24 protein-coding genes are annotated in these 25,450 nt (G+C 64.3%); 14 read left to right on the forward strand and 10 right to left on the reverse strand.

The window, feature by feature from the left end:
- Positions 1 to 136 precede the first annotated feature (136 nt).
- Both fabA and fabB read left to right on the forward strand, forming a co-directional pair.
- The gene (fabA, locus tag VE26_RS15395) at positions 137 to 667 is read left to right on the forward strand and encodes a 3-hydroxyacyl-[acyl-carrier-protein] dehydratase FabA (protein ID WP_046106008.1); all 531 of its coding nucleotides are present in this window, start codon (positions 137 to 139) and stop codon (positions 665 to 667) included.
- A 90-nt stretch (positions 668 to 757) separates the two neighbouring features.
- On the forward strand, positions 758 to 1,984 hold the full coding sequence (fabB, locus tag VE26_RS15400) for a beta-ketoacyl-ACP synthase I (protein ID WP_046106009.1): 1,227 nt from the start codon (positions 758 to 760) through the stop codon (positions 1,982 to 1,984).
- A gap of 15 nt (positions 1,985 to 1,999) precedes the next feature.
- On the opposite strand, the gene VE26_RS15405 is transcribed toward fabB, so the two are convergent.
- From VE26_RS15405 to ubiE, 7 genes are all read right to left on the reverse strand, one after another.
- A complete protein-coding gene (locus tag VE26_RS15405; RefSeq protein WP_046106010.1) occupies positions 2,000 to 2,194 on the reverse strand; it encodes a hypothetical protein in 195 nt (64 codons plus the stop codon).
- Between the two features lie 57 nt (positions 2,195 to 2,251).
- On the reverse strand, positions 2,252 to 2,983 hold the full coding sequence (locus VE26_RS15410) for a HesA/MoeB/ThiF family protein (RefSeq protein ID WP_046106011.1): 732 nt from the start codon (positions 2,981 to 2,983) through the stop codon (positions 2,252 to 2,254).
- Positions 2,973 to 3,743, reverse strand: a complete 771-nt coding sequence (locus VE26_RS15415) for a DUF2259 domain-containing protein (RefSeq protein WP_084620586.1) — start codon at positions 3,741 to 3,743, stop codon at positions 2,973 to 2,975. The genes VE26_RS15410 and VE26_RS15415 overlap by 11 nt, the downstream gene beginning before the upstream one ends.
- On the reverse strand, positions 3,694 to 4,155 hold the full coding sequence (dut, locus tag VE26_RS15420; RefSeq protein ID WP_046106013.1) for a dUTP diphosphatase: 462 nt from the start codon (positions 4,153 to 4,155) through the stop codon (positions 3,694 to 3,696). The genes VE26_RS15415 and dut overlap by 50 nt, the downstream gene beginning before the upstream one ends.
- Positions 4,155 to 4,754, reverse strand: a complete 600-nt coding sequence (locus VE26_RS15425; RefSeq protein ID WP_152658868.1) for a hypothetical protein — start codon at positions 4,752 to 4,754, stop codon at positions 4,155 to 4,157. The genes dut and VE26_RS15425 overlap by 1 nt, the downstream gene beginning before the upstream one ends.
- 90 nt (positions 4,755 to 4,844) lie before the next feature.
- Positions 4,845 to 6,386, reverse strand: a complete 1,542-nt coding sequence (gene ubiB / locus VE26_RS15430; RefSeq protein WP_046106015.1) for a 2-polyprenylphenol 6-hydroxylase — start codon at positions 6,384 to 6,386, stop codon at positions 4,845 to 4,847.
- A 3-nt stretch (positions 6,387 to 6,389) separates the two neighbouring features.
- The gene (gene ubiE, locus VE26_RS15435; protein ID WP_046106441.1) at positions 6,390 to 7,154 is read right to left on the reverse strand and encodes a bifunctional demethylmenaquinone methyltransferase/2-methoxy-6-polyprenyl-1,4-benzoquinol methylase UbiE; all 765 of its coding nucleotides are present in this window, start codon (positions 7,152 to 7,154) and stop codon (positions 6,390 to 6,392) included.
- A gap of 95 nt (positions 7,155 to 7,249) precedes the next feature.
- On the opposite strand from ubiE, the gene mutM reads away from it, so the two are divergent.
- The 6 genes from mutM (at position 7,250) to gyrB (ending at position 16,260) form a co-directional block, all read left to right on the forward strand.
- Positions 7,250 to 8,134, forward strand: coding sequence for a bifunctional DNA-formamidopyrimidine glycosylase/DNA-(apurinic or apyrimidinic site) lyase (mutM, locus tag VE26_RS15440; RefSeq protein WP_046106442.1), 885 nt, complete (start codon positions 7,250 to 7,252; stop codon positions 8,132 to 8,134).
- Between the two features lie 201 nt (positions 8,135 to 8,335).
- Positions 8,336 to 8,602 (forward strand): 30S ribosomal protein S20, encoded by a 267-nt coding sequence (gene rpsT / locus VE26_RS15445; RefSeq protein ID WP_046106016.1) that lies wholly within the window; start codon positions 8,336 to 8,338, stop codon positions 8,600 to 8,602.
- A 905-nt stretch (positions 8,603 to 9,507) separates the two neighbouring features.
- Positions 9,508 to 10,956 carry a chromosomal replication initiator protein DnaA gene (gene dnaA, locus VE26_RS15450; RefSeq protein WP_046106017.1) on the forward strand — a complete coding sequence of 483 codons (1,449 nt, stop codon included), beginning with the start codon at positions 9,508 to 9,510 and terminating at the stop codon, positions 10,954 to 10,956.
- Positions 10,957 to 11,329: 373 nt separating this feature from the next.
- Positions 11,330 to 12,451 carry a DNA polymerase III subunit beta gene (gene dnaN, locus VE26_RS15455; RefSeq protein WP_046106018.1) on the forward strand — a complete coding sequence of 374 codons (1,122 nt, stop codon included), beginning with the start codon at positions 11,330 to 11,332 and terminating at the stop codon, positions 12,449 to 12,451.
- Positions 12,452 to 12,592: 141 nt separating this feature from the next.
- Positions 12,593 to 13,708, forward strand: a complete 1,116-nt coding sequence (gene recF / locus VE26_RS15460) for a DNA replication/repair protein RecF (protein ID WP_046106443.1) — start codon at positions 12,593 to 12,595, stop codon at positions 13,706 to 13,708.
- Between the two features lie 98 nt (positions 13,709 to 13,806).
- The gene (gene gyrB, locus VE26_RS15465; RefSeq protein WP_046106019.1) at positions 13,807 to 16,260 is read left to right on the forward strand and encodes a DNA topoisomerase (ATP-hydrolyzing) subunit B; all 2,454 of its coding nucleotides are present in this window, start codon (positions 13,807 to 13,809) and stop codon (positions 16,258 to 16,260) included.
- Between the two features lie 111 nt (positions 16,261 to 16,371).
- Here gyrB and VE26_RS15470 read toward each other — a convergent pair whose 3' ends face one another.
- Both VE26_RS15470 and VE26_RS15475 read right to left on the reverse strand, forming a co-directional pair.
- On the reverse strand, positions 16,372 to 16,923 hold the full coding sequence (locus VE26_RS15470) for an ActR/PrrA/RegA family redox response regulator transcription factor (RefSeq protein ID WP_046106020.1): 552 nt from the start codon (positions 16,921 to 16,923) through the stop codon (positions 16,372 to 16,374).
- Between the two features lie 38 nt (positions 16,924 to 16,961).
- Entirely contained in the window at positions 16,962 to 18,284 is a 1,323-nt protein-coding gene (locus VE26_RS15475; RefSeq protein WP_046106444.1) for an ActS/PrrB/RegB family redox-sensitive histidine kinase, read from the reverse strand.
- Positions 18,285 to 18,465: 181 nt separating this feature from the next.
- On the opposite strand from VE26_RS15475, the gene VE26_RS15480 reads away from it, so the two are divergent.
- From VE26_RS15480 to VE26_RS15495, 4 genes are all read left to right on the forward strand, one after another.
- Positions 18,466 to 18,930 carry a DUF2852 domain-containing protein gene (locus tag VE26_RS15480; protein ID WP_046106021.1) on the forward strand — a complete coding sequence of 155 codons (465 nt, stop codon included), beginning with the start codon at positions 18,466 to 18,468 and terminating at the stop codon, positions 18,928 to 18,930.
- A gap of 146 nt (positions 18,931 to 19,076) precedes the next feature.
- Positions 19,077 to 19,826, forward strand: coding sequence for a M48 family metallopeptidase (locus tag VE26_RS15485; RefSeq protein ID WP_046106022.1), 750 nt, complete (start codon positions 19,077 to 19,079; stop codon positions 19,824 to 19,826).
- Positions 19,827 to 19,875: 49 nt separating this feature from the next.
- Positions 19,876 to 20,214: a hypothetical protein gene (locus tag VE26_RS15490; protein ID WP_046106023.1), complete on the forward strand. Its 339-nt coding sequence runs from the start codon at positions 19,876 to 19,878 to the stop codon at positions 20,212 to 20,214.
- 55 nt (positions 20,215 to 20,269) lie between these two features.
- Positions 20,270 to 20,953, forward strand: a complete 684-nt coding sequence (locus VE26_RS15495; protein WP_046106445.1) for a L,D-transpeptidase — start codon at positions 20,270 to 20,272, stop codon at positions 20,951 to 20,953.
- Positions 20,954 to 21,022: 69 nt separating this feature from the next.
- On the opposite strand, the gene VE26_RS15500 is transcribed toward VE26_RS15495, so the two are convergent.
- Positions 21,023 to 23,629: a PBP1A family penicillin-binding protein gene (locus tag VE26_RS15500; protein ID WP_160297858.1), complete on the reverse strand. Its 2,607-nt coding sequence runs from the start codon at positions 23,627 to 23,629 to the stop codon at positions 21,023 to 21,025.
- A 396-nt stretch (positions 23,630 to 24,025) separates the two neighbouring features.
- Here VE26_RS15500 and VE26_RS15505 point away from each other — a divergent pair, with 396 nt between their 5' ends.
- Both VE26_RS15505 and VE26_RS15510 read left to right on the forward strand, forming a co-directional pair.
- Positions 24,026 to 24,847: an alpha/beta fold hydrolase gene (locus tag VE26_RS15505; protein ID WP_046106024.1), complete on the forward strand. Its 822-nt coding sequence runs from the start codon at positions 24,026 to 24,028 to the stop codon at positions 24,845 to 24,847.
- A gap of 59 nt (positions 24,848 to 24,906) precedes the next feature.
- Complete coding sequence (locus VE26_RS15510) at positions 24,907 to 25,434, forward strand: hypothetical protein (protein ID WP_046106025.1); 528 nt, start codon at positions 24,907 to 24,909, stop codon at positions 25,432 to 25,434.
- The last annotated feature ends 16 nt before the right edge of the window (positions 25,435 to 25,450 follow it).

Raw genomic sequence — 25,450 nt, forward strand, 5'->3', positions numbered from 1 at the left:
GCCTCTTATAAGGGGCCGGGGCTTTGGAAACAAGTTGCCGCGCCAAGAGCCGGCCCGGGGGCGGCAGGCTCGACCGCTTGACCCCCCTTCGGCACCTCTATACGAGACGAGGCCTGAACCAGAGCGGGGAAAATCCATGGCCGAGCGGCAACACGCATTTGGATATGAGGAATTGCTGGCTCATGGCCGCGGCGAATTGCCCGGCCAGGGCGATGCGCGCCTGCCGGCGCCGCCCATGCTGATGTTCGACCGCATCACCGACATCCAGGAAAATGGCGGCACCCATGGCAAGGGCCTGGTACGCGCCGAGCTCGACGTCAATCCGGACCTCTGGTTCTTCAAGTGCCATTTTATCGGTGACCCGGTCATGCCCGGATGCCTGGGCCTCGACGCCATCTGGCAGATGACCGGTTTTTTCCTGTCCTGGATCGGGCAACCCGGCCGGGGCAGGGCCCTGGGCGGGGAAATCAAGTTCACCGGCCAGGTGACGAACGACGTCAAGCTGGTCGAATATGGCATCGACCTCAAGCGGGTCATGAAGGGTCGACTGACGCTCGGCATTGCAGATGGCTGGGTGAAGGCTGACGGTAACGTGATCTACGAAGCAGCCAACTTGCGCGTTGGTCTGTTTACCGATGCTCAGGCCAATGCCGGGCAACTGGGCTGAGACGACGACCTTAAAGTCGCTTTGTTCTGTACCATATAAGATGGCGTCGCCCTTGCGGGCGCCCTGAAGAATTATCAAGCTGAGGATCATATGAGACGAGTTGTCGTCACCGGCATGGGTGTCATTTCCTCCATCGGCAACTCGCTCGACGAGGTCACCGACAGCCTGCGCCACGCCAAGCCGGGTATCGTCTTTGCCGAGGATTATGCCGAGCTCGGCTTTCGCAGCCAGGTCAAGGGCGACCCGCGTCTCGATCCCTTCGAGGCACTGGACCGCCGCGTCACCCGCTTCATGGGCAAGGGCGCGGCCTGGAATTATCTTGCCATGCAGCAGGCCATCGCCGATGCCGGCCTCGAGCCGGGCGATATTTCCAATCCCATGACGGGTATCGTCATGGGGTCGGGCGGGGCCTCGACCCGCACCATCGTGGAAGCGGCCGACACCGTCCGCAAGAATACCAGCCCCAAGCGTATCGGGCCGCTGGCCGTGCCCAAGGCCATGGGCTCGACGGCCTCGGCGACGCTGGCCACGTCCTTCGGCATCAAGGGTATCAATTATTCGATCAGCGCAGCCTGTGCGACCTCCAAGCATTGCATCGGCAATGCCTATGAGCAGATCATGCTGGGCAAGCAGGACATCGTCTTTGCCGGCGGCCACGAAGATCTCGACTGGACGCTTTCGGACCTCTTCGACGCCATGGGCGCGATGAGCTCGGACTTCAACCAGACCCCGGCCAAAGCCAGCCGCGCCTATGACGCCAATCGGGACGGCTTCGTCATCGCCGGCGGTGCGGGCGTGCTGGTGCTCGAAGAGCTTGAACATGCCAAGGCGCGCGGCGCCAAGATCTGGGCCGAAGTGGTCGGCTATGGCGCGACCTCGGACGGGGTCGACATGGTGGCGCCCTCGGGCGAAGGCGCCGAGCGCTGCATGCGCATGGCCCTGCAGAACATCAAGGCCCCCATCGACTACATCAATCCCCATGCCACCTCGACGCCCGTGGGCGATCTCAAGGAGATCGAAGCCCTGCGCGCCGTTTTCGGCAATGAAGACAAGTGTCCGCCCATTTCGGCCACCAAGTCGCTGACCGGCCACAGCCAGGGCGCCACCGGCGTGCACGAATCGATCTTTTCGATCCTGATGATGAAGCATCGCTTCATCGCGGAGAGCGCCAATATCGAAACGCTCGATCCGGCCTTCCAGGACATGCCGATCCTTCGCCAGCGCCGCGACGATGTCGATCTGGGACATGTGCTGTCCAATGGCTTCGGCTTTGGCGGCACCAACGCAGCCCTGGTCTTCAAGCACCCCGACGCCTGACGGGGCCCAGCGTCCTCAGCGCGCGCCGTTCCACGCGGCGAGGCGCTCGCGGCCTGATCGTGTCAGCACCGGGCCGCCTTCCTTCTGCTCGAGCAGCGCCAGGGCCAGGAGCGCGGCGAAATGCTGCGGGTCGACGTCTTCGGGCTGTTCAGGTCCGGCAAACCGGGCCAGCGTTGCCAATTCTGCGTCCGTCAGGTCATCATCGCTCATGCCGCGCTCTCCTTTGGGGCGGCAACTCTGCGAGCCGTTCGAAGGTTGCCGGCGACGCTAATAGGCAATTTCGGAAAAGTGCCCGTCGCGTCCGTCATAGACCAATAGGCGCCCGATCAGCGGCGTGCCGATGCCGGTGACGAGCTTGATCGCCTCCATGGCCATGAGCGAGCCGATGATGCCGGTGACGGGCCCCAATATGCCATTGGCTTCGCAGGAGGGCAGGGCGTCATCGCTGGCCTCGGCCGGATAAAGCGCTTCGTGACGCGGCCCGCCCAGATGGGGGGCAAAGACCGTGACCTGGCCGGAAAACATCGACACCGCGCCCGAAACCAGCGGCACGCCCAGCCGTGCGGCGCTGTCGGCGACCGCGCGGCGCGCCACCAGATTGTCCGTGCCGTCGAGCACGATGTCATGGCCGCGCACCAGCCTTTCCGCATTGTCCGGGCCGATGAGATGGGGCAGGGGCTCGACCTGCACATTTGGGTTGAGCCCCGTGGCGAAATCGGCAGCGTTTTCGGCCTTGTTCCGCCCGATTGCGGCACTGTCATGCACGATCTGGCGCTGAAGGTTGGACAGCGAGACCGCATCCGCATCGATGATCGAGAGCGTACCGATGCCGGCAGCGGCAAGATAGGCAATGGCGGGGCTGCCAAGGCCACCCGCGCCCACCACCAGCACGCGCGCAGCCTTGAGTTTTTGCTGTCCGGCGCCGCCCATGCCCTTGAGAGCGAGATGGCGGGCATAGCGCCGGGTTTCCTCGGGGCTTAGCGGGGGATCAGGGGGCAAGGGGCACCGCCAGGAAGCGCCGGTCCGGGCCTTCGAAGCCGCCGGGATAGCTCGAAACGATGGCCACGGCATGCTCGAGGGCGAGCCCGCCAAAGGGCATCACGACGCTGTGCAGTCGATAATCCTGCGGACAGCCGCGCGCGGCGGGCAGGGCCGCGTCACGGTGCACGCGCCGCGCAGTGCCGTCCTCGGAGAGGGTAAGCTCGAACCCCAGCGGCGCCGCTGCGAACCAGTCCATGCAGGGGTTCGCCGCCTCGGCAGGAAAGGCGGAAAGGCTGAGCTCATGGCGCCCCGACACGCTGCCCGGCTGATAGGCCGGCGCGCCGAAGACGAGGCTCTTGCCATCCGCGTCGGGCACGCCGTCGCCCAAAAGAGCGGCAATCTCGACCGGCACGCCGATATCGAGATCGGCAAGAACGGCGCCCGCTTTCGTCATGGCCTGAGCCCGGATGGTGGCCAGGGTCACCGCCTGATCGTCGCTCCGCATCCTAATGGGCGTGCCGGCGACCCAGCTGTCGGTCCTGAGATCGATCACGTAGACATTGGCATAGGCAAAGCCCGAGCCATCCTGGATGCCGAATTCCTCGAAGGCGAAATGGCGCAAATCGGTGGAATAGCCGAGATAGTTGATGAGCGCCCGGTCTCCGGCCAGGGCGGAAATGGCACCCAGACAGAGCAGGAGGACGGCGAGGGCGCCCGCCATGAAGGCCTTAAGCCCGGCCTGTCGAGCCGAAGCCGCCTGAACCGCGTGCGGTCGCATCCAGGTCCTCCACAAGGATAAAACGGGGTGTGACGACCGGGGCGACCACCATCTGCGCGATGCGGTCGCCGCGGGCGATCGGGAAGGCGTCTTCGCCCAGATTGATCAGGATCACCATGACTTCGCCCCGGTAATCGGCATCAATGGTGCCCGGAGCGTTGAGGACGGTGACGCCATGCTTGGCGGCAAGCCCGGAGCGGGGCCGCACCTGCGCCTCGAAGCCTTCGGGCAGAGCCATGGCGAAGCCGCAGGGCACGAGGGCGCGCTGGCCCGGTTGCAGCAGGAGCGGTGCATCGGCCGGCACCGCTGCGCGCAGATCGGCGCCGGCGGCGCCGGTGCTGGCGAGGGCTGGCAGAGGCAGGTCCGCGCCATGCGGCAGCAAGCGAAGGCTTATGGTGACGTCGGTCATCATCAGGGCGCGCGAACGATGGCGAAGAGTTCGTCGGGCAGGGCCAGCGTGCCCTCGATGAGCCCGGTCATGGGAATGGCCTGACTGGCGCTGAGCCCGTCCGCGGACCGGGTCATGTTGGTGTCGACGATTTCGAGGCCGGAAAAGGTGACGCTGATGGAATGGCCCTCGAAGAAGGCCATGGCCATCTGCCGTGTCTGTTCATCCATGTCGCTGTCCAGGTCGAGACCGGCATTGAGCTCGGCCGTGGGCAGAGCCAGGCGCACCAGGCCGGGTCCGGCTGCGGTGAAGCTGATGCCACCTTCGCTCTGGCCGAGGTCGAGATCGGCGAAGGCGCCTTGTTCGGTCATGGTGCAGGTGGCGCTGCCATCGGCGTTTTCGACTAGATCGCCTTCGTCGCAGAAGCCGGGCTCGCTGGTTTCAGCGCTCTCGGCATCCATCTTGACCATGGCATAGACGTCGGCGGACATGGTCTGGGTCATGGTGGCGCGGGCAGTGGTCGCGCTGGTCAGCGCCACATCGATATCGACATCCACGCAGCCGGAAAGGGCCAGGCCCAAAAGGCCGACCGCAATGGTCTTTCCCAAACCCATGAGGCGCATGTCTTTCTCCAGTGGCGAACGATCCTGCCGCCTGCCGTCAGGGTGGCGGAAAGGCTTATGGGCTGCAAGCCCCCGGGCCCGAAGATGCTGTCAGCTCAACAGCATCTTCCAGGTCATCACGATCAGGAACACAAAGGCAGCCCCCAGCACGGCCAGCATGCCGGAGCGCATCAGCCCGTCGCGCGGGCGGTCGACCATGGCGCGGTGTTCGGCCAGCGCCAGCTCGGCCTGGGCAATGAGATTGGGCACGCGGCCCAGCGCCTCGCCCATGCGGGTGAGATGGCCCGAGAAATCCTCGATGCGGCCCAGCGGGCCTTCCTCGCGGCGCAGCCAATCGCCCACGACCGGCTCGGCAATGGTCCAGATATCGAGCTCGGGATCGAGATTGCGCGCCACCCCTTCCACCAGCACCATGGATTTCTGCAGCAGCACCAGTTCGGGGCGCGTGCGCATCTGGAAGAGATCGGTGATGGTGAAGAGCTGGCCCAGCACCTTGGCCATGGAAATCTCGGTGGCCTTGCGCCCATGCAGCGGCTCGCCGATGGAGCGGATGGCGAGGGTGAAATCGTCCACCGATTGATGGGCGGGCACGTAGCCGATGTCGAAATGGCGCTGCGCCACGAGCCGGTAATTGCGGGTGATGAAGCCGTAGAGAATGTCGGCGAGGAACCGGCGCTCGAACTTCCCGATCCGGCCCATAATGCCGAAATCCACGGCAATGACGTCGCCGCTGCGTGGATCGGCGAAAAGATTGCCCGGATGCATGTCGGCGTGAAAGAAGCCGTCGCGGATGGCATGGCGCAAAAAGCCCTGCAACAGCTTGGCGGCCAGCGCCTTGCGGTCGATGCCGGCGGCGTCGATGGCGGCATGGTCGCGGATCGGGATGCCATCGACCCAGGTCGTGGTCAGCACGTTCTGCGCCACCTGGTCCCATTGCACTTCCGGAATGCGGAAGCCCTCGTCGTCCTTGATGTTCTCGGCCATTTCCGAAATGGCGGCGGCCTCAAGGCGCAGGTCGAGTTCGAGGCGCATGGAATGGTCGAGCGTCTGCACCACCTGGGTGGGCTGCAGCCGCCGGCTGGCGGGGGCAAAGGCTTCGGCGAGGCGGGCACCGGCATAAAGCGCCTGGGTATCGGCGTGGAAGCGTTCGGAGACGCCCGGGCGCAGCAATTTTACCGCTACCCGCTTGGGCGCGTCGCCCGGCTTGCGCAGGATTGCGCGGTGCACCTGGGCAATGGAGGCCGCCGCGATGGGCGCGCTGATCTCGGTCAGCTGAGCGGCCTTGGCGCCCAAGGCATCGCTGAGGATGGTGGGCACCAGCGCCGGGTCGAAGGGCGGCATCCGGTCCTGAAGGCCGGAGAGATCGGCGGCGGCCTGCGCGCCCACGATATCGGGGCGGGTCGCCAGCGTCTGGCCGAACTTGACGAAGCTGGGACCGAGCTTGTGAAGCGCTGCGTTGAGCCGCTCGACACTGCCCGTCCGGCGCACCGAGGGGCGCTCGATCAGCCGGGCCATGGAAATGCCCAGCTTCATCATCGGCGGCAGCGATTCGGCCGGCAGGATGGAAAAAGCGCCCTCGCGCGCCAGCACCCAGCCGGCATGGATCAGGCGAAAGGTAGACCCCAGACCCATGCGTCAGATCTTCCAGCCCGAAAACAGGGTCGCGATATTGCCGGTAAAGCTCTGGTGCCTGACGCGGCGGAAGCCCGCCTCCGTCAGCATGGCGGAGAAGCGGCCGGGCTCGGGAAACTTGCGGATCGACTCGATGAAATATTGATAGGGTTGCGCGTCGCCCGTTACCACCCGGCCCATGGGCGGGATGACCCGATCCGAATACAGCCGATAGAGCGCATCAAAGCCGGGCAGGTCGACCTGGGAGAATTCGAGCACGAGCATGCGCCCGCCGCGCCTGAGCACGCGATGGGCTTCCTCGAGCGCCTTCTGGATGCGCGGCACGTTGCGGATGCCGAAGGCGATCGTATAGGCGTCGAAGCTGTTGTCCTCGAAGGGCAGGTCTTCGGCATTGGCCTGGACGAAACTGACCTGACCCGGATAGCGCCAGCCCGTGGCGCGCTCTTCCCCGACCCGCAGCATGTCGGCATTGATGTCGGACACAACGACCTCGGCATAGCCGAGCGAGCGATTGACGATGCGCTCGCCGATATCGCCGGTGCCCCCGGCCATGTCGAGCACCCGATAGGGACGCGTCCCGGCCTTGGGCGGCGCCAGCTCGGCCACCATGGCGTCTTTCCAGAGCCGATGCACGCCCATGCTCATCAGGTCGTTCATCAGGTCATAGCGGTCGGCGACGTCGTGGAACACCTTGTCCACCAGGCCCTGCTTGTCCTCGAGGGCGACGATGCGGTCGCCGAAATGGGTGGTTTCGCCAGGCTGGGCCATGATCGGACCTCGATGCTCGAATGAATTGCGCGCACCATATATAAGGCGTCGGAAAATGCCCATGCGCAAAGGCGCGCAGGGTGAAGGAGATTGCCATGCCCGAATTGCCCGAGGTCGAGACCGTCCGCCGAGGCCTCGAACCCTGGCTCACGGGAGCGCGGATCGACGCGGTGACGCTCAATCGCAAGGATCTGCGGTTTCCCTTTCCAGAGGGGCTCAAGGCTGCGCTCGAGGGCCAGACCGTCATGCAGGTGGGGCGCCGCGCCAAATATCTCCTGCTCGAACTCTCCAGCGGCAAGACCCTGCTCAGCCATCTGGGCATGACCGGTTCGTGGCGCTTTGCCGAACACGGCATCGACAAGCCGCCGCGCTATTACGAGCCGGGGACGGCGCCCAAGCATGACCACATGATCTGCCAGGTGACCCATCCCGACCACGGCCAGAGCCACCTGATCTACGCCGATCCCCGCCGTTTCGGCTTCATCGATCTTTACGATCACATCGAGGAGAGCCCATATCTCAAGGGCCTTGGTCCCGAGCCCCTGGGCAATGATTTCAGTGCGCAGGGTCTGGCGGAAGCCTTCAAGGACAAGAAGGCACCGATCAAGGCGGCCCTGCTGGACCAGCGTGTCGTTGCCGGGCTGGGCAATATCTATGTGGCCGAGGCGCTGCATCGCGCCCATATCCGGCCCGATATCGAGGCCAGAACCCTGGTCAAGGCCGATGGTGCGCCCAAGAAGGCACTGGACCTGCTGGCCGCCGCCGTGCGCGAAGTGCTGATCGCGGCTATCGAGGTGGGCGGCTCGACGATCCGGGATTTCAGAAGCGTCGAGGGCGCAGGCTATTTCCAGCACAATTTCGCCGTCTATGATCGGGAGGATGATCCCTGTCCGACCCCGCTCTGCACCGGCGTGGTCAAAAGGATCGTACAATCGGGGCGCTCGACCTTTTATTGTCCGGTGTGCCAGAAAGCGCCGTGACCCGGACCGCTCACCGGTCTGGCGGCAGAGAGGTGGCGCACCGGGACGGGTCCGAGCCCCGAATCCAGTTGACGCCTCCCCGCCTATCCCCTATAGACCCACCGACTTGGCGGCAGCGTGCCGCCGCTTTCATTTTATTCCGGCAGGATTTGGCGCCATCAAGGGTGCAGGACCGGCCGGCAGGACGCTCAAGAGGACCACATGGCCAATACGCCGTCAGCCAAGAAGGCCACCCGCAAGATTGCTGCCCGCACCGCGGTCAACAAGTCGCGTCGTAGCCGCGTGCGCACGTTCATCCGCAAGGTCGAGGAAGCCATCACCGCCGGTGATCACGCTACCGCCTTTGCTGCTCTCAAGGCTGCCGAGCCGGAAATCCACCGCGCTGCCGGCAAGGGGATTGTCCATGCCAACCTCGCCTCGCGCAAGGTCTCCCGCCTCAACAGCCGCGTGAAGGCTCTCGCGGTCTGATTGCACAAGGGTCCGTGGCGCCGGAACGGCCGACACGGAACGACGAAAACGGGCTCCGCAAGGAGCCCTTTTTGTTGGTACGTGCATGGGGTAAGCTTTTCCGCCATCAAAGTGTCACATGACGAGTGGGTGACACAGTCGATGCGACGGGATTGGCGGGTGCGCTGGCGTTTTTTTCAAGACACTCCAATGCCTTGAAGGCATCGCCCCTGGGGCCCGGCTTGAGCCGCTGGAGATGAAAACAGCGTCAGGTGGAATAAATTTTTCACCATGGCTTTCTACCCTAAGCGTTGGAATCTGCGTTGAGTCACAGGCCCTTGCCAGACCGCCCTTTTCAAGGGCTGCGGGTGCGGATTTCCTCAGTTCAGAGTCAAGCCCCTATTTCAATGATTCACGTGTTGCGGGTCCCAGAACCACCCACTAATGTACTTTTGCCGGCGGGGAAAAAGAGGGGTGGAACGATCCTCTGAACCACCGGCCGGGACCGGAAACGGGCCTGGTTTTGGGGCAGTACCGGCAGCGATGCCGGGGAGTAAAAGCCGATGAAGATATTGTTGGTTGCGCCTCGGCGTGGCCGGTGAAATTGGACTTGGCAACGTTCAGAAGAGACCGCCGGTCGGTTCAGGCCGGGTTCAAGGGATAGGTCGATAGGGAAGCGGTGGTCCGCCACCGAAGGAAACGTGCGCCCGTGTCGAGCGGGCGTGGGGGCGGAGCTGTGTCCGAAAAAGGTTCAGAAAGAGCCGGGACGCAGCGGATAACAACAGCAACGACCGGGCTATGCGGACCGGGCGATAGAATTAATGGGGCTAGAACCAATGATGCGACAGGCGACTGCGGGAAGGGATGACTGGTCCGAGACCAGCGCACCCTCCCTTCCTCTCTCTACCCAAGGCGGCAAACCTGTCATGCTCGATCCAGCTTCCGATACCCAGCGTGATCTCTGGGCCCGCGTGCGGGCTCGCCTCAAGGCCGGTGTCGGCGAGGATGTGTTCACGTCCTGGTTTGCCCGTCTCGAGCTCGAGGAACTGGTCGATGACCTCGTGCATCTGTCGGCCCCGACCCGCTTCCTCTGCTCCTGGGTCCAGTCCCATTATGCCGAGCGCATTCTGGAAGCCTTCCGCCATGACGTGCCCGATGCCGGGCGCCTGCAGGTGACCATGCGGGTCAATGGCCAGGCGCGTCCGCGTCTTGCCGCCGCCACGACCGAGACGGCGCAGGAAGCCCCGGCTGCATCCTCCGCCCAGCCCGTTCCGGTCGCTCCCGTGCCTGCGACGCCGCGCCTCGTCCGCGACAATGCCAAGGGCGATGCCCTCTCGGGCAGCGCCATCGATCCGCGCATGACCTTCGATAGCTTCGTGGCCGGCTCGGCCAACGAAATGGCTTTCGGCGTCGCCAAGCAATTGGCCAATGCCGCGATCAACAATACCGTGACCTTCAATCCGGTCTATATTCATTCCACCGTTGGCCTGGGCAAGTCGCACCTGCTCAATGCCATCGCCCATGCGGTCTCGGAAGCCGATCCGTCCAAGAACATCGTCTATCTGACCGCCGACCATTTCATGTACCATTTCATTACCGCCGTGCAGCGCCAGAGCGCGCTCGGCTTCAAGGAATGGCTGCGTCGGGTCGACCTGCTGCTGATCGACGACATGCAATTCCTCCAGGGCAAGTCAGCCACCGAATTTGGCCATACGCTGGGCACGCTGCTGACCGGCGCCAAGCAGGTCGTGGTTGCCGGCGATGCGCCGCCGCGCGATCTCGAAATGCTCGACGAGCGGGTGCGCTCGCGCCTTTCCGGCGGCCTTGTGGTGCCGATCTCGACCTTCGACCTCGATCTGCGCCGCGATATCGTGCAGCGCCGCGCCGAGCAGGTGAATGCCCGCTTCGGCATGCAATTTCCCAATGCGGTGATCGATTACATCGCGCGGGCCGTGGTCAGCCATGGCCGCGATCTCGACGGGGCCGTCAATCGTCTCGTGGCCGCCAACCAGCTGACCGGCGAACTGATCACCGTGCCGCTGGCGGAAAAGACCCTGGCCGACCTGATCCGGGCCCGTGACGCCAAGCGCGTGCGCATCGAGGACATTCTCAAGGCCGTGTCGCGCCACTACAAGGTGCCGCGCAACGAATTGCTCTCGGCCCGCCGCTCGCGCGACGTGGTGCGTCCGCGCCAGATCGCCATGTATCTGGCCAAGGCGCTGACCGCCCGTTCGCTGCCCGAAATCGGCCGGCGCTTCGGTGGCCGCGATCACACCACCGTACTCCACTCGGTGCGCAAGGTGGAGCAGATGATCAAGGACGACCTGGAACTGGGCCAGGAAATCGAGCTGCTCAAGCGCATGCTGGAAGAGTAGTCACCGACCCGCCAAAGGCGGGCTCAAAACGGTCCGGTGGACCGTTTTGATGTGACTCCGCCCGAAGAGCTACGCTCGCAGGGGCACGAATTCCAGAGGCGCCTTCCAGCGGCACGCAGCGCAAGATATCTCCGGTGAAGCGATTTTAGGGCCAAACGTCCGAAGCAGGCTGAGAGACCTGCGGGCGGATGGCTGGCGCAGGGCGCGAATTCCGCAGACCCCGCGCAGCGGCCGGCACCATCGCCACTTTCCCGTGGCAATCCGCCGCCCGCCCTTGCCTTTTCATCAACGAATTGTAAATGTCCAAGCCCCGGTTCGCCGGGGTTTGCCGTCTTTAAGGGCGGGTTTTTGAGTGTCAGGGTAGGTTGAGAACATGAAAGTCACGCTCGAACGCAACCATCTGCTCAAGTCGCTGAGCCATGTGCATCGCGTCGTCGAACGTCGCAACACCTATCCCATCCTGGCCAATGTGCTGTTCAAGGCCGCAGATGACCGCGTCGAGCTGCGCGCCACCGACCTCGACATCGAGGTGACCGAGAGCCTGCCGGCCATGGTTTCGACGCCTGGCTCGACCACCGTGCCGGCCCATACGCTCTACGAAATCGTCCGCAAGCTGTCCGACGGGTCCGAAGTGCGGCTCGAGACCGATGGCGGCGAGAACATGGTGCTGACTTCCGGCCGCTCGCGCTTCAACCTCGCCTGCCTGTCGCCGGACAGCTTTCCCGATCTCAAATCGGGCGCCTTCGCCCATGAATTCGATATCGCCGCCGCCTCGCTGCGCGAGCTGATCGAACGCACCCAGTTTGCCATTTCCAACGAGGAAACGCGCTACTACCTCAACGGCATCTATTTCCATGCCGTCGAGAACAGCGCCACGGGCAGCCTTTTCCGCGCCGTGGCGACCGACGGCCACCGCATGGCCCGCGCCGAAATCGCCGCGCCTTCTGGCGCCGAGGGCATGCACGGCATCATCGTGCCGAAAAAGACCGTGGGCGAAGTCCAAAAGCTTCTCGATGGCGTTGACGGCGACGTGAAGGTCGAGGTCTCCGACACCAAGATCCGCTTCACCGTCGGCACGGTCGTGCTGCTGAGCAAGCTCATCGAGGGCACCTTCCCCGATTACGACCGCGTGACCCCCAAGAACAACGACAAGCAGATGCTGGTCGACAAATCCGGTTTCGCCATTGCGGTGGATCGTGTCTCGACCATCGCCTCGGATCGCGGCGGCAAGGCGGTCAAGCTGTCGGCGCAGAGCGGGCTCCTCGAGCTCTCGGTTACCAATCCTGATCACGGCACTGCCAGCGAGGAAGTGGCCGTCGACTTCGACACTGACGGGTTTGAAATCGGCTTCAATGCCCGATACCTGCTCGACATCATCCAGCAGATCCGCTCGGAAAATGCGGTCTTCCTGTTCAACGACGCCAATTCCCCGACCCTGGTCAAGGAAGAGGGCGAGGCCAACGCCCTCTACGTGCTGATGCCGATGCGGGTCTAGGCTGCGTCCCGAAGGGGAAATCGCGCCAGTGGAGCGATTTGAGCTGACGAGGCCTGAAGAGCTATGCTCTCAGGGCCCGGATGTGCGGCATATTCGATCACTTTCAACCTCAAAGGAATGGGGGCGGCGCGGAGTGACATCATGATCCGCCACATTTCCCGCCTGCGCCTCACCGCCTTTCGCAATTATGCCTCGGCCGCGCTTGATCTCGATTCCCGCCATGTCGTGCTGACCGGCTCCAATGGCTCGGGCAAGACCAATCTGCTCGAGGCCGTCTCTGTGCTCTCTCCGGGGCGCGGCCTGCGTGGGGCCAGTTTTGAGACGCTGCAATCGCAGGGTTCCGACCTGCCCTGGGCGGTTGCCGCCTCCATCGAGGCCTATGACGGCCCGGCCGATATCGGCACGGGGGCGACGCCCGAAGGCGGGCGGCGCGTGCGCATCAACGGCGCCAATGCCCGCTCCATCGAGGCGATGAGCGATTATCTGCGCGTGCTCTGGCTGACCCCGGCCATGGACGGCCTGTTTTCCGGCCCGGCCGGCGACCGGCGGCGCTTTCTCGATCGTCTCGTGACGACGCTCGTGCCTGCCCATGCCTCGGCCGTCTCCGACTTCGAAAAGGCCATGCGCCAGCGCAACCGGCTGCTCGAGGAGGATGGCGATCCGCGCTGGCTCTCGGCGGTAGAGGCGCAGATGGCCGAATTGGGCGCCTCGGTTCATCTCAACCGCACCGACAGCCTGGTTTCGCTGCAGGCACTGATCGCCGAGAGTCTCGACGATGCCAGTTTCCCAGCGGCCATCCTGTCGCTGACGCCCCTGTTCGACGATGTGCCCGAACCGGCCACCTCGGCAGCGCTGGAGAGCCTCCTTGCGCAACGCTGGCATGCCCTGCGCAGCCTTGATCGGGCGGCAGGACGCACCACATCGGGTCCACACCGGATCGATCTCGAAGTGCTGCATGCCCAAAAGCACATGCCGGCAGCCCTCGGCTCCACCGGTGAGCAGAAGGCGCTGCTGATCGGGCTGATCCTGGCCCATGCGCGGCTGGTGCGCTTGCGCACGGGGATCACGCCCTTCCTGCTGCTCGACGAGATTGCCGCCCATCTCGATCCGGACCGCAGGCGGGCGCTTTTCCTGGCGCTGGACGGGCTGGGAACGCAATGTTTCCTCACTGGCACGGACGCCATGCTCTTCGAGGCGCTGGGTGACCGGGCGCAGCGCATTTCGGTCCGCGACGGCCGGCTGGAGCTGCGGCCCTGAAATCCCCCGGAAATGGGCTCGAAACGGCCAATTTCCTTGGGGTTTGCCCCCTGTTCCGATAGAACGGAACGTGAGTTTTAACGACTGATTCGGATCTCATGAGCGACAGCGAAAACCCGACCCCGAACGAGTATGGCGCCGACAGCATCAAGGTGCTCAAGGGGCTCGACGCCGTGCGCAAGCGCCCGGGCATGTATATCGGGGATACCGACGACGGCTCGGGTCTGCATCACATGGTCTACGAGGTGGTGGACAACGCCATCGACGAGGCCCTGGCAGGCCATGCCGACCTCGTCACGGTGACGCTCAATGCCGACGGCTCCTGCACGGTGATCGACAATGGTCGCGGCATTCCGGTGGGCATCCACAAGGAAGAAGGGGTTTCGGCAGCCGAGGTCATCATGACCCAGCTCCATGCCGGCGGCAAGTTCGACCAGAATTCCTACAAGGTGTCCGGTGGCCTGCATGGCGTGGGCGTCTCGGTGGTGAATGCGCTTTCCGTCTTTCTCAAGCTGCGCATCCGCCGCGATGGCGAAATCCACGAGATGAGCTTCACCCATGGCGTAGCCGACGCTCCGCTCAAGGTCGTGGATACCTATGTCGAAGACAAGCAGCCCGGCACCTATGACGGGCGCTCCGGCTCGGAAATCACCTTCCTGCCCTCGACCGACACGTTCACAATGGTGGAGTTCGACTTCAAGACGCTCGAACATCGCTTGCGCGAGCTGGCCTTCCTCAATTCGGGCGTGCGCATCCTGCTGGCCGACCGCCGTCACCCCGAGCCGGTCGAGGTGGAGCTGTTCTACGAGGGCGGGCTCGAAGCCTTTGTCAAATATCTCGACAAGTCCAAGGCGCCGGTGATCGAAACGCCGATCGTCATGCGCTCGGAAAAAGACGGCATTACCGTCGAGGTGGCGCTGCAATGGAATGACAGCTACCACGAGAACGTGCTCTGCTTCACCAACAACATCCCCCAGCGGGATGGCGGCACGCATCTGGCCGGCCTGCGCGGCGCACTGACGCGCCAGGTGACCGGCTATGCCGAGAGCTCGGGCATCACCAAGAAGGAAAAGGTGACGCTTTCGGGCGACGATACGCGCGAAGGGCTGACCTGCGTGCTGTCGGTCAAGGTGCCAGACCCCAAGTTCTCGTCCCAGACCAAGGACAAGCTGGTGTCCTCCGAAGTGCGCCCGGCCGTCGAGAACATCGTCAACGAAAAGCTCGGCCAGTGGTTCGAGGAGCATCCCAACGAGGCCAGGACCATTGTCAGCAAGGTGGCCGAGGCCGCTGCCGCGCGCGAAGCGGCCCGCAAGGCGCGAGAACTGACCCGCCGCAAGGGCGCGCTCGAAATCTCGTCGCTGCCGGGCAAGCTGGCCGATTGCCAGGAACGCGATCCGGCAAAGTCCGAAATCTTCATCGTCGAGGGCGACTCGGCCGGTGGCTCCGCCAAGCAGGGCCGCGACCGCTCCAACCAGGCCGTGCTGCCGCTGCGCGGCAAGATCCTCAATGTCGAGCGCGCCCGGTTCGACCGGATGATCTCGTCCGATCAGGTGGGCACGCTGATTACCGCGCTCGGCACCGGCATCGGCCGCGAGGAGTTTAATCCGGACAAGCTGCGCTACCACAAGATCATCATCATGACGGACGCCGACGTCGACGGCGCCCACATCCGCACCCTGCTGCTGACCTTCTTCTATCGCCAGACGCGCGAGCTGATCGAGCGGGGCCATATCTACATCGCCCAGCCCCCGCTCTATAAGGCGACCCGCGGCCGGTCCGAGCTCTATCTCAAGGACGAGGTGGCGCTGGAGGATTACCTGCTCCAGGGCGGCATCGAGGATGCGGTGTTCAAGACCCGTGACGGCGCCGAGCATGCCGGGCATGACCTGCTGACCATTCTCCAGCAGTCGCGCGACATCGTCAAAGCCATCAACAATCTCAACACCCGCTACAATCGGAACCTGGTCGAGCAGGCCGCCATCGTCGGCGGGCTGGACCCCGACGGCATGGCCGATCCCGAGCGCAGCGAGGAAACGCTCAAGCGCGTTGCCAATCGTCTCGACCGGATTTCCGACGAGCTGGAGCGCGGCTGGAGCGGGCAGGTCACCGACGAGGAGGCGCTGGCCTTTTCGCGGACCGTGCGCGGCGTGACCGAGACCCACCAGATCGACCGGGCGCTGCTGCAGAGCGCGGATGCGCGCAAGCTCCGCCAGCTGGCCGAGCGGCTGGACGAATTGTTCGGCGGCGTGCCGACGCTGACCCGCAAGGGCGAGACGATCTCCATCTATGGCCCGGCGAGCCTGTTCAAGGCGGTGACCGATGCCGGACGCAAGGGCGTGTCGCTGCAGCGCTACAAGGGCCTGGGCGAAATGAATGCCGAGCAGCTCTGGGAAACCACGCTCGATCCCAATGCCCGCACGCTTCTGCGGGTCGAGATCGACCAGACCGACGAAGCCGACCAGATCTTCACCGCCCTGATGGGCGACCTGGTCGAGCCGCGCCGCGACTTCATCCAGGACAATGCCCTCAACGTCTCCAATCTGGACGTCTAGCCAGTAGCCACGACGCGGCTAAATCTCCCCGGTGGGGAGATTTAGCAGGCCGGGCCATCCGACAGAAGCCGGCCTGGCCTTGATGGATAACCGCTCAGTTCGCAGCCGACATCAGCGCGGTGCGCGCTTGGCCAGGATGCGCTGCAAGGTGCGCCGGTGCATGTTGAGCCGGCGCGCGGTTTCCGAGACATTGCGGTCGCAGAGCTCGTAGACGCGCTGGATATGCTCCCAGCGCACCCGATCGGCCGACATCGGGTTTTCCGGCGGCTCGGGCTTGTCTTCGCCGGTGGCCAGCAGAGCATTGATGACATCGTCGGCATCGGCAGGCTTGGAAAGATAATCCATTGCCCCGAGCTTCACGGCGGTGACGGCAGTCGCGATATTGCCATAGCCGGTCAGCACGATGGCGCGCGCATCGGCGCGTTTCTGGTGGAGGGCCGACACCACGTCGAGCCCGTTCCCGTCCTCGAGCCGCAGGTCGACCACGGCATAGGCCGGTGGGCGTTCGGCCACTGCCGCCAGGCCATCGGCAACGCTGCCGGCAATGCGTACTTCGAAGCCCCGCCGCGCCATTGCGCGTTCGAGGCGGCCCAGAAAGGCGACGTCATCGTCCACGAGCAGCAGGCTCGGATCGGTCGCCAGAAGATCTTCGATCGTGTTCATGGCTTTTCCATAATCGCTTGCTGACGATACGTCAAAATTCACCCACCGGATCGCAGGTCCAATGCATTGCGCTGCCAGGCGATGGTCACCCGCGCGTGTCCGCCCGGTTCGGCATTGTCGAAACGCAGCCGGGCGCCGGTTCGCTCCAGCAAGGTCTTGGCGATGAAGATGCCCAGGCCCAGCCCGCCCGGTTGATGCGCGTCGCTCCCCGCCGGATCGCGCGGGCGGCTGGTGAGATAGGGTTCGCCCAGCCGGGCGATGAGCTCGGGCGCAAAGCCCTTGCCGTCGTCGGTGATCGACACGGTGATCTCGGCCGGGTCCCAGGCGCTTTCGATGCGCACGGTCTGGGTGGCAAAATCGGTGGCATTCTCGATGAGATTGCCCAGCCCGTAGAGCAGCCCTACCGAGCGCGGGAAGACCGGCGCTGCGCCGGCCGCCTTTTCCGAATAGAACAGGATGACTTTTCCCCGTCCTTCATGCGGGCGGGCGACTTCGGCGAGGATGTCGGTAAGCGGGGCTTCGGCGAAGAGATCGGCCGGCTCGTTGCCCAGATTGCGCAGCTTGGCGAGGATGGCCCGGCACCGGGCCGATTGCGCGATGATCAGCTCCACGTCCTCGGCCAATTGGCTGCCCTCCTCCACCTCGGCGCGCATTTCCTTGGCGGCCAGGGCGATGGTGGAGAGCGGCGTGCCCAGCTCGTGCGCGGCAGCGGCAGCCAGCCCATCGAGCGCCGACAGCTGCTCGCGACGCGACAGGGCCAGCTCGGTCGCCGAGAGCGCATCGGCGATCTGGCGGGAATCGTGGGCCACCCTATTGGTATAGGCGGCGATAAAGACCACGCCGCAAATGATCGACACCCAGATGCCGATGACATAGATGCGGTTAAAGACCAGCCGCTCCGCCGGGTCCCAGGGCAGGGGCAGGTGCACGACGGAAATCAGCGAGGCGACGGCGCAGGCCAGAAACGCGATCAGGAGGGTCTGGCGCTGCGGCAGCGTCGTGGCCGAGACCGAAACGGGCGCCAGCAGCAGCAGCGAGAACGGGTTTTGCAGCCCCCCGGTCAGGGCCAGGAGTCCCCCGAGCTGGCAGAGGTCGAAGGTCAGTTGCAACGCCGCGACCCGCGGGGTGAGCCGCATATTGGCGCCGAAGCGCCAGACAAGGCCGATATTGAGCGCGGCGGAAAGCGCGATCAGCCCGAGACAGGCCAGAAGCGGGAGCGGGAAGCCAAGCCCCAGATAGACAAAGAGCACGCCGATCGTCTGCCCCACCACGGCAAGCCAGCGCAGCACGAGCAGCGATTGCAGGCGCAGCGGGCGCCATCCGGCGGGAAACAGATTGGGCAGCGGCGAGGGGCTGGTCATGGCCTCCTCATAGCCCATTTTTTCACGCAACGGGCACCATTTTCAGCGGCGCGGACGGCTGTCACAAGTGGCGTTAGGTAAGTTTGCGCGTATTTCAAGACCAAAAAATCCACAGGCACATTCTTGATCCTGTGCCGGCCGGGGCCATTTTAGGGTCATCGTGACTGGGAGACTGAACGACATGAACACAGCAATCATCAAACCTCAATGGTCGCCTCTGACCATCGGCCTCATGGTCCTTGGCTTTGTGATCTTCTGGCCCCTGGGCCTGGCCGTGCTCGGCTACATCCTGTGGGGTGAGAAGTTCGGCGGCTCTGCCGACAAGGCCCAGGCCTACTGGAACAAAGGATGCAGCTACGTGCGCAGCAATACCAAGAATGCCGGCTTCGGCCGCAGCACTTATGCCAGCTCGGGCAATGCCGCCTTTGACGATTATCGTGCCGAGCAATTGCGTCGCCTCGAAGAGGAACGCGCCCGTCTCGACGCCGAGATCGACGCCTTCCACGAATATATGGCCAACCTCCGCAAGGCCAAGGATCGCGAGGAATTCGACCGCTTCATGAGCGAACATCGCGGCAACCGCCAGGGCTACGGCGATCAGGCGCCAAAGAATCAGGACAGCTGGGGCAACCCAAATAACGGCTAGCCCGTTATAGCTCCCGACTTCCCGATCTCCTGAAGCCGGTTCTTCCCAACGGCCACTGCGGCGCCCCGAAAGGGGCGCCATTTTTATGCGCATTGCCCGGCGCGCGGCGCTAGACTGGCGCAGTCGATTCCTTTGTTCCCGTGCCGATGTTTTCTTTCCTGCGGCAAAGACCCGTCCCGCCCAGCGTCACCCATGTCGATCTCGATGGGGTGCGGACGGCTGTCGCCGTGCGGGTGAGCAAGCGGTCGCGCTCCTTCCGGCTGTCGCTGCCCTCGACCGGGCCGCTACTGAGCGTGCCCGAGGGGGCGCGCTGGAGCGATGCCGAGGCGTTCCTCGATCGGCATCGGCACTGGCTGGCAGCCCGCCTGCCGCGGACGGCCCAGGGACAGGTTCTGGCTGAAGGCATTGATCTTCCCCTGCGGGGTGTGCCGCATCGCGTCGTCGCCTCGGGCCAGCTCCGCGGTCGCGTCCAGCCCGGCGCCGACGACGATGGCCCGATCCTGCTTGTCCCGGGAAGCCCGGAACATCTGCCGCGCCGGCTTTATGACTGGCTCAAGGCCGAAGCGCTGGCGGATTTGCAGGCCCGCAGCGCGGTGCACGCGGCGCGGTTGGGCGTCACTGTCCGGCAGGTGCGCATGCGCAGCCAGTCGAGCCGCTGGGGCTCGTGTTCGTCCACTGGCAATATCAATTACAATTGGCGACTGATCCTGGCTCCGCCCCACGTGCTCGATTATGTCGCAGCGCATGAAGTGGCCCATCTTCTGGAAATGAACCATTCGCCCGCCTTCTGGGCCGAGGTCGAGCGCACCTTGCCCGACATGGCGAAAGGCCGGGCGTGGCTAAAAGCACACGGTCGCGCACTAATGGCCTGGCAGGCGCCCGGAGAAGGGGCGTGAGGCCCCTTCGTGCCCCGTTCCTGCCGCAATCGAGCGCCTAACAGGTCGCATGCACCGCCTCGTCGCCCTCATCGCGCTGATCTTCGCCTTCGCGTCCCTTGCCGGGACGACGACCGCGCATGCCCATCGCTATGTCAGCACGCCCATCGTGGTCCTCAACCATGTGGACGAGAACAACGTGGCCATTCCCGTCGTGGTGCAGATCCAGCGCGGGGAGATCGACCTTGGCTCGGGCATCGTCATGCCCTGCGGACCGCACCAGGCCATTCCCGTCACCGCGCCGTTATTGCCGCTGGCGCCGGAATGCGATGCGCCCATCCCGCAGGCTCATGCCACCGACCAGCGCTGGTCCAACCCGCTGCCGCTGCGACCGCCCATATCCTCCTGAAGAAAAGCCCGCCCTTTCTTCCCGCTCATGGCCTTTTGTGGCCGAGGATATGATGATGTCGATTGTTTCCGACGCGACCCTGTCGCGCCGCGCCGTGCTGGCTGGTCTTGCCAGCTTCGGCGCCCTTGCCCTTGCCGGTTGTACCACCACCGGCGCTACCCGTACCGCCCCGTCCGAGCCGGTTCGGCCAGCTGTTCCGCCCGAAATCCTGGCGATGTATGCCGCGCGCCCCGAGGAAGACCATCCGGTTCCTGCGGCCGATATTTCCATGATGAACCCGATCTACTGGCGCCAGGAAGTGGCCAACACCACCGGTGAGGCCGAAGGCGCGGTGGTGGTGGATACGGCCAATTACTTCCTTTATTTCACCATGCCCAATGGCCGCGCCATGCGTTACGGCGTCGGCCTGGGCCGGGCCGGCTTCGAATGGAGCGGCAAGGGCCACATCGCCTACAAGCGCAAATGGCCGGTCTGGACCCCACCCGCCGAAATGATCGAGCGCCAGCCCGAGCTGGAAATGTATCGCCATGGCCAGCCGCCGGGCCTGCTCAATGCGCTGGGTGCCCGCGCGCTCTACATCCACCAGGGCAATCGCGACACGCTCTACCGGGTGCATGGCACCATGGACGTGGCCACGATCGGCACCGCCGTATCGAGCGGCTGTGTCCGGCTGCTGTTCCAGGATATTATCGACCTGCACGATCGGGTGCCCAACGGCGCCCCGATCCTCGTGATCTAGGCACACAAGCTACCAATGCAAAAGGCCCCGGTTTCCCGGGGCCTTTTTTGTGCGTGGTGGTCAGAAAGGTCAGTTCCCGAAGATCAGGTCCATCAGCGTCCGCTGAGAATTCTGCTGCTGGTAGACCGGTTGCTGGCCCATATCGGCAGGCGGGGCGAACTGGCCCTGTTGCTGGGGCTGGACATAGACCTGCTGGTTCTGCGCGGCCGGGGCGCTGGGGACCCAGACCTGCTCGCCGGTGGCCGGGTCCACCACCAGGATCATCGGCAGGCCGGTATCGGGATCGATCGGGGCGCTGTTGTCAAAGCCGTTGCTCTGGCCCTGCAGCGGATAACCGGTCACCGGGTCGATGGCCTGGCCATTGGCGTCATAGGTGACGCTCTGGCCCTGGTCGAACTGTTCCCAGCCGCCCTGCTGCGTGCCGTCAGTGATCATCTGGCCGGTCGTGGCATCATATTGCATGCCTGTGGCCGGATCGGTCATCACACCGGTCTGGATCGGCGGATTGGCCGATTGTCCCTGCACCGGTTGCAGGCCCTCGATCGGCTGGCCTGTGGTGGGATCAATGGCATAGGTCTGTCCGGTGGCCGGGTCGGTCATGGTCTGGACCGGCTGGCCCGTGCCGCCATCGACATATTGCACCATGGGCTGGCCGGTATTGGGATCGATCAGCGGCTGTCCCGTATTGGGGTCGATCATCTGCTGGGCGATCATCTGGCCGGCATAGGAGCCGCCCGGGATCGGAGCCGGGCTGCGCCCTTCATGCGCCTTGGCCATGAACTGCGACCAGATCGATGCCGGCACGTTGCCGCCGGAGAGGCGCGTACCGCGATTGTCGTCATTGCCCAGCCACACGCCGGTGACCATGGCCGAGGTATAGCCGACGAACAGCGCATCGCGAGATTCCTGGGACGTGCCGGTCTTGCCCGCATATTCCCAGCCGCCGACGCTGGCGCCACGGCCCGTGCCAACTTCCACCGCCGTCTCCAGCATGTCGTTCATCTGGGCCAGCACGGTAGGATCGATGACCCGGCCGGGGCCGGCATCGGAGGCCTCGTAGAGCACCTTGCCCTCGACATCGGAAATATTGGTGATGACGTTGGGAATGACGCCATTGCCGCCATTGGCGAAGGGAGCATAGGCGCTGGTGAGCTCGAGCAGGTTCACTTCCTGGGTGCCCAGCGCGATGGACGGCACCGGGGTAAGGTTGGACGAAATGCCCATGCGCATGGCCACTTCCACCACCTTTTCGGGGGTGACGTCGATGGCCAGCCGCCCGGCAATGGTGTTGAGCGAATAGGCCAGACCCTGCCGCAGCGTTACCGTGCCGGCATAATTGCCGGTCGCGTTGCGCGGGCTCCAACCATTGTATTCAAACTGGGCGTCCTCGGCCAAAGTATCGGGCGTATAGCCCTTTTCCATGGCGGCCAAGTAGACGAACGGCTTGAACGTCGAGCCCGGCTGGCGCTTGGCGGTCACGGCGCGGTTATACTGGCTGGCCTGGTAATCGACGCCCCCGACCATGGCGCGCACCTTGCCATCGACATCCATGGCCACCAGCGCACCCTGGCTGAAGCCGCGATTGCTGCCTTCATTGGCCACGGCTTCCTTGACGATGAATTCGGCATCGCGCTGCAGCTTGTAGTCGATGGTGGTCTGCACGATCACGTCGTTCTCGATATCGCCGATATAGGACGTCATCAGGCTCTCGACCCAGTCGGCGACGTAGGATTCCGAGCCGCGCACCACAGTGCGGACCTGCTGGTCGGGATCGATACGGGCAGCATCGGCTTCCTCGCGGGTAATATAGCCTTCCTGCGCCATCGAATTGAGCACCAGGCGCTGCCGTTCGCGGGCGCGGTCGGGATTGGTCTTGGGATTATAGACAGAAGGCGCCGGCAGGATGCCCACGAGCATCGCAGCCTGGCCGAGCGAGAGATTGCGCGCCGAGACACCGAAATAGGTCTGGGCTGCGGCCTCGATGCCGGTGGCACCCTGTCCGAAGAAGACCCGGTTCATGTAGAGTTCGAGAATTTCTTCCTTGGTGAAGTTCTGCTCCAGCCAGACGGCAAGGATGGCTTCCTGGACCTTGCGGCCCAGGGTCTGGTCGGGCGTGAGGAAGAGGTTCTTGGCCACCTGCTGGGTGATGGTGGACGCCCCGCGGGTCACGCCGCGGGCCTGCACCGATTCCACCGCAACCGCCATCAGGCCGATCGGATCGACGCCGAAATGGCTCATGAAGCGGCGGTCTTCGGAGGCGATGAATGCGGCCGGCACATATTGCGGCAGTTCGCGGAAGGTCACCGCTTCGCCGCCGGTCTGGCCGCGATTGGAGATCAGCGTGCCATCGGCGGCAAGAATGCGGATATTGGGCGGACGCTCGGGAATGGCCCAGGTATTGGCGGCCGGCAATTGCGCGCCGTAATAGACGATGATGCCGATAACGGCCAGCCCGCCCCAGAGGCAGGCGACAAAGCCCCACCACAAAAGGCCGATGAGAAATCCGCCCGAGCGGCGTTTCTTCTTGCGCGGCCGGGCAGGCTCGGCCTTGCCCTTGCGCGGCGGTTTGCCCCCCGATTTCGACGGCTTGCCGCCGCCCCCATTGCCGCCGGCCGGACGCTCGGTATCCACCGAAAAGGCCATGGTCTGGCCCATGCCGGTCGACGCTGCGGCCATGCGGGGTTCGACGCGCTGGCTTTTAGCCGCGGGGCGTTGCTGCGGCCGGCTTTGTTTGCCGGCAGGGGCACCAACACGGTCATCGGCCGAAATACGGAAATCCATCAAGCAAACCTGTCGCAGAGGGGGATCACGCTGCTTCTACCTTGTTCCTCCATTGAGGGAAACAATTGGTAAGCGAGCGGTTAACCGGTCCAGCTCCGGCGCTTCCGCCGCTCATGGCAGCACGACTGCGCTTTTCCGCGTCAAATGTGGCCGGTTTATGGGGCAGAGGACGAGATTGCCTCCGGTGTTGCCGGCCGGACACGTCGATCACTTTGTGTTGCGACGATCACGATTGCGGAACGCGGGAGCCATTTCGGGCTTGAATGAGATTATTGCTTAAGGAATTTCTTCATGCCTTACCTCGAGACCCGGGACGGGACTGAACTCTATTTCAAGGAATGGGGCGAAGGTCGTCCCGTCATCCTTCTTCATGGCTGGCCGCTCTCGGCCGACAGTTGGGACGATGGCGCCCTGGCCTTCGCCAATGCCGGCTATCGCGCCATTGCCTATGATCGGCGTGGCTTCGGCCGCTCCGACCAGCCCTGGACCGGATATGATTACGATACGCTCAGCGATGACCTCGCCGATGTGATCGAAGCCACAGATGCCGAAGACGCCGCGTTGATCGGTTTTTCCATGGGTGGAGGCGAGGTGGCCCGCTACATGTCGCGTCATGGCGGCCGCAATGTCACACAGGCTGGCCTCGTTGCCTCGGTCGTGCCCTATATGCTCAAGACCGCGGACAATCCCGACGGCACGCCCCAGGATGTGTTCGACGGGATGACCGAGGGCATGAAGGCGGACCGGGCCAAGTTCTTCACGGACTTCTTCAAGACCTTCTTCGGTCTGTCGCTGCTCGATCATCCCACCTCGGACGATGAGGCCCATCACGCCTGGCTCGTGGCGATGCAGGCGGGTCTGCGCCCCACCCTGGCCTGTGCCGAAGCCTTCGCGACCACCGACTTCCGTCCCGACCTCGCGAGCTTCTCCGTGCCGACGCTGATCGTGCATGGCACCGCCGACAAGACCGTGCCGATTGATGCGGCCGGTCGTGCGGCAGCCAAGGGCATCGCCAATTCGACCCTCGTGGAATATGAGGGCGCCCCCCACGGGCTCTTTGCAACGCACAAGGACCAGCTGATCGCCGACCTGCTGGATTTCCTCAAGCGATAAGCGGGGGGCGCGGTCGGTGACCTCTTGCCGGCTGCCCCGCTTAACAGGCAAGAAGGGCCATGCGCTTGCTCAAACCGGTCCTTCTTGCCGCCTTTGCTCTGCTGACCATCAATGTGGCTCAGGCCCAGCCCGTCGCCCAGGCACGGGCCGATGCGCTTGACGCCTATGCCCGGGCAGCTCCCCAATTGGGCGCCCAGACCATGGGCGTCGACACGCGCGCCTATGCCGATGCCCTACAATATGGTCGCTTTGTTTCAGGCCATTGGGGCGGAGAAATTGCGCTCGATATCGCCGAGGCCCAGGATAAAAGCGGTGCCTGCGCGCGCTTTGCCGCCTATGTGCGCATTCCGCCCGAGAACGGGCGCGTCCGGCTCGTGCTCTGCCCGCAATTTTCCAGCACTGGCGCCGATGCTCTGCGGCGGCTGACCATGCTTCACGAGATGGTGCATGTGGTTGCCGGCCCCGATGAATGCCGGGCCATGGCTTTTGCCGCCCTGGTCGAGCAACTCGCCTATGGCGCCTACACGCCGGTGGACCGCTATTGGCAGGCCAATGACTGCGCGCGCTCGTCCTTCAGCCTGCCTTGACCGGGCAAGCTGCAAA

The sequence above is a fragment of the Devosia chinhatensis genome (assembly GCF_000969445.1).
Taxonomy (GTDB): domain Bacteria; phylum Pseudomonadota; class Alphaproteobacteria; order Rhizobiales; family Devosiaceae; genus Devosia; species Devosia chinhatensis.

Excerpts from the sequence above, each read along its gene's own strand:
- VE26_RS15500 (WP_160297858.1), bottom strand. The coding sequence starts at position 23,629 with ATGGCCGCAGCGTCGACCGGCATGGGCCAGACCATGGCCTTTTCGGTG.
- dnaN (WP_046106018.1), top strand. The coding sequence starts at position 11,330 with ATGAAAGTCACGCTCGAACGCAACCATCTGCTCAAGTCGCTGAGCCAT.
- fabA (WP_046106008.1), top strand. The coding sequence starts at position 137 with ATGGCCGAGCGGCAACACGCATTTGGATATGAGGAATTGCTGGCTCAT.
- VE26_RS15510 (WP_046106025.1), top strand. The coding sequence starts at position 24,907 with ATGCGCTTGCTCAAACCGGTCCTTCTTGCCGCCTTTGCTCTGCTGACC.
- VE26_RS15425 (WP_152658868.1), bottom strand. The coding sequence starts at position 4,754 with ATGCGCCTCATGGGTTTGGGAAAGACCATTGCGGTCGGCCTTTTGGGC.
- VE26_RS15495 (WP_046106445.1), top strand. The coding sequence starts at position 20,270 with ATGTCGATTGTTTCCGACGCGACCCTGTCGCGCCGCGCCGTGCTGGCT.
- VE26_RS15505 (WP_046106024.1), top strand. The coding sequence starts at position 24,026 with ATGCCTTACCTCGAGACCCGGGACGGGACTGAACTCTATTTCAAGGAA.
- VE26_RS15415 (WP_084620586.1), bottom strand. The coding sequence starts at position 3,743 with ATGCGACCGCACGCGGTTCAGGCGGCTTCGGCTCGACAGGCCGGGCTT.
- VE26_RS15475 (WP_046106444.1), bottom strand. The coding sequence starts at position 18,284 with ATGACCAGCCCCTCGCCGCTGCCCAATCTGTTTCCCGCCGGATGGCGC.
- VE26_RS15485 (WP_046106022.1), top strand. The coding sequence starts at position 19,077 with ATGTTTTCTTTCCTGCGGCAAAGACCCGTCCCGCCCAGCGTCACCCAT.
- rpsT (WP_046106016.1), top strand. The coding sequence starts at position 8,336 with ATGGCCAATACGCCGTCAGCCAAGAAGGCCACCCGCAAGATTGCTGCC.
- recF (WP_046106443.1), top strand. The coding sequence starts at position 12,593 with ATGATCCGCCACATTTCCCGCCTGCGCCTCACCGCCTTTCGCAATTAT.
- ubiB (WP_046106015.1), bottom strand. The coding sequence starts at position 6,386 with ATGGGTCTGGGGTCTACCTTTCGCCTGATCCATGCCGGCTGGGTGCTG.
- VE26_RS15490 (WP_046106023.1), top strand. The coding sequence starts at position 19,876 with ATGCACCGCCTCGTCGCCCTCATCGCGCTGATCTTCGCCTTCGCGTCC.
- mutM (WP_046106442.1), top strand. The coding sequence starts at position 7,250 with ATGCCCGAATTGCCCGAGGTCGAGACCGTCCGCCGAGGCCTCGAACCC.
- fabB (WP_046106009.1), top strand. The coding sequence starts at position 758 with ATGAGACGAGTTGTCGTCACCGGCATGGGTGTCATTTCCTCCATCGGC.
- dut (WP_046106013.1), bottom strand. The coding sequence starts at position 4,155 with ATGATGACCGACGTCACCATAAGCCTTCGCTTGCTGCCGCATGGCGCG.
- ubiE (WP_046106441.1), bottom strand. The coding sequence starts at position 7,154 with ATGGCCCAGCCTGGCGAAACCACCCATTTCGGCGACCGCATCGTCGCC.
- VE26_RS15470 (WP_046106020.1), bottom strand. The coding sequence starts at position 16,923 with ATGAACACGATCGAAGATCTTCTGGCGACCGATCCGAGCCTGCTGCTC.
- gyrB (WP_046106019.1), top strand. The coding sequence starts at position 13,807 with ATGAGCGACAGCGAAAACCCGACCCCGAACGAGTATGGCGCCGACAGC.
- dnaA (WP_046106017.1), top strand. The coding sequence starts at position 9,508 with ATGCTCGATCCAGCTTCCGATACCCAGCGTGATCTCTGGGCCCGCGTG.
- VE26_RS15480 (WP_046106021.1), top strand. The coding sequence starts at position 18,466 with ATGAACACAGCAATCATCAAACCTCAATGGTCGCCTCTGACCATCGGC.
- VE26_RS15405 (WP_046106010.1), bottom strand. The coding sequence starts at position 2,194 with ATGAGCGATGATGACCTGACGGACGCAGAATTGGCAACGCTGGCCCGG.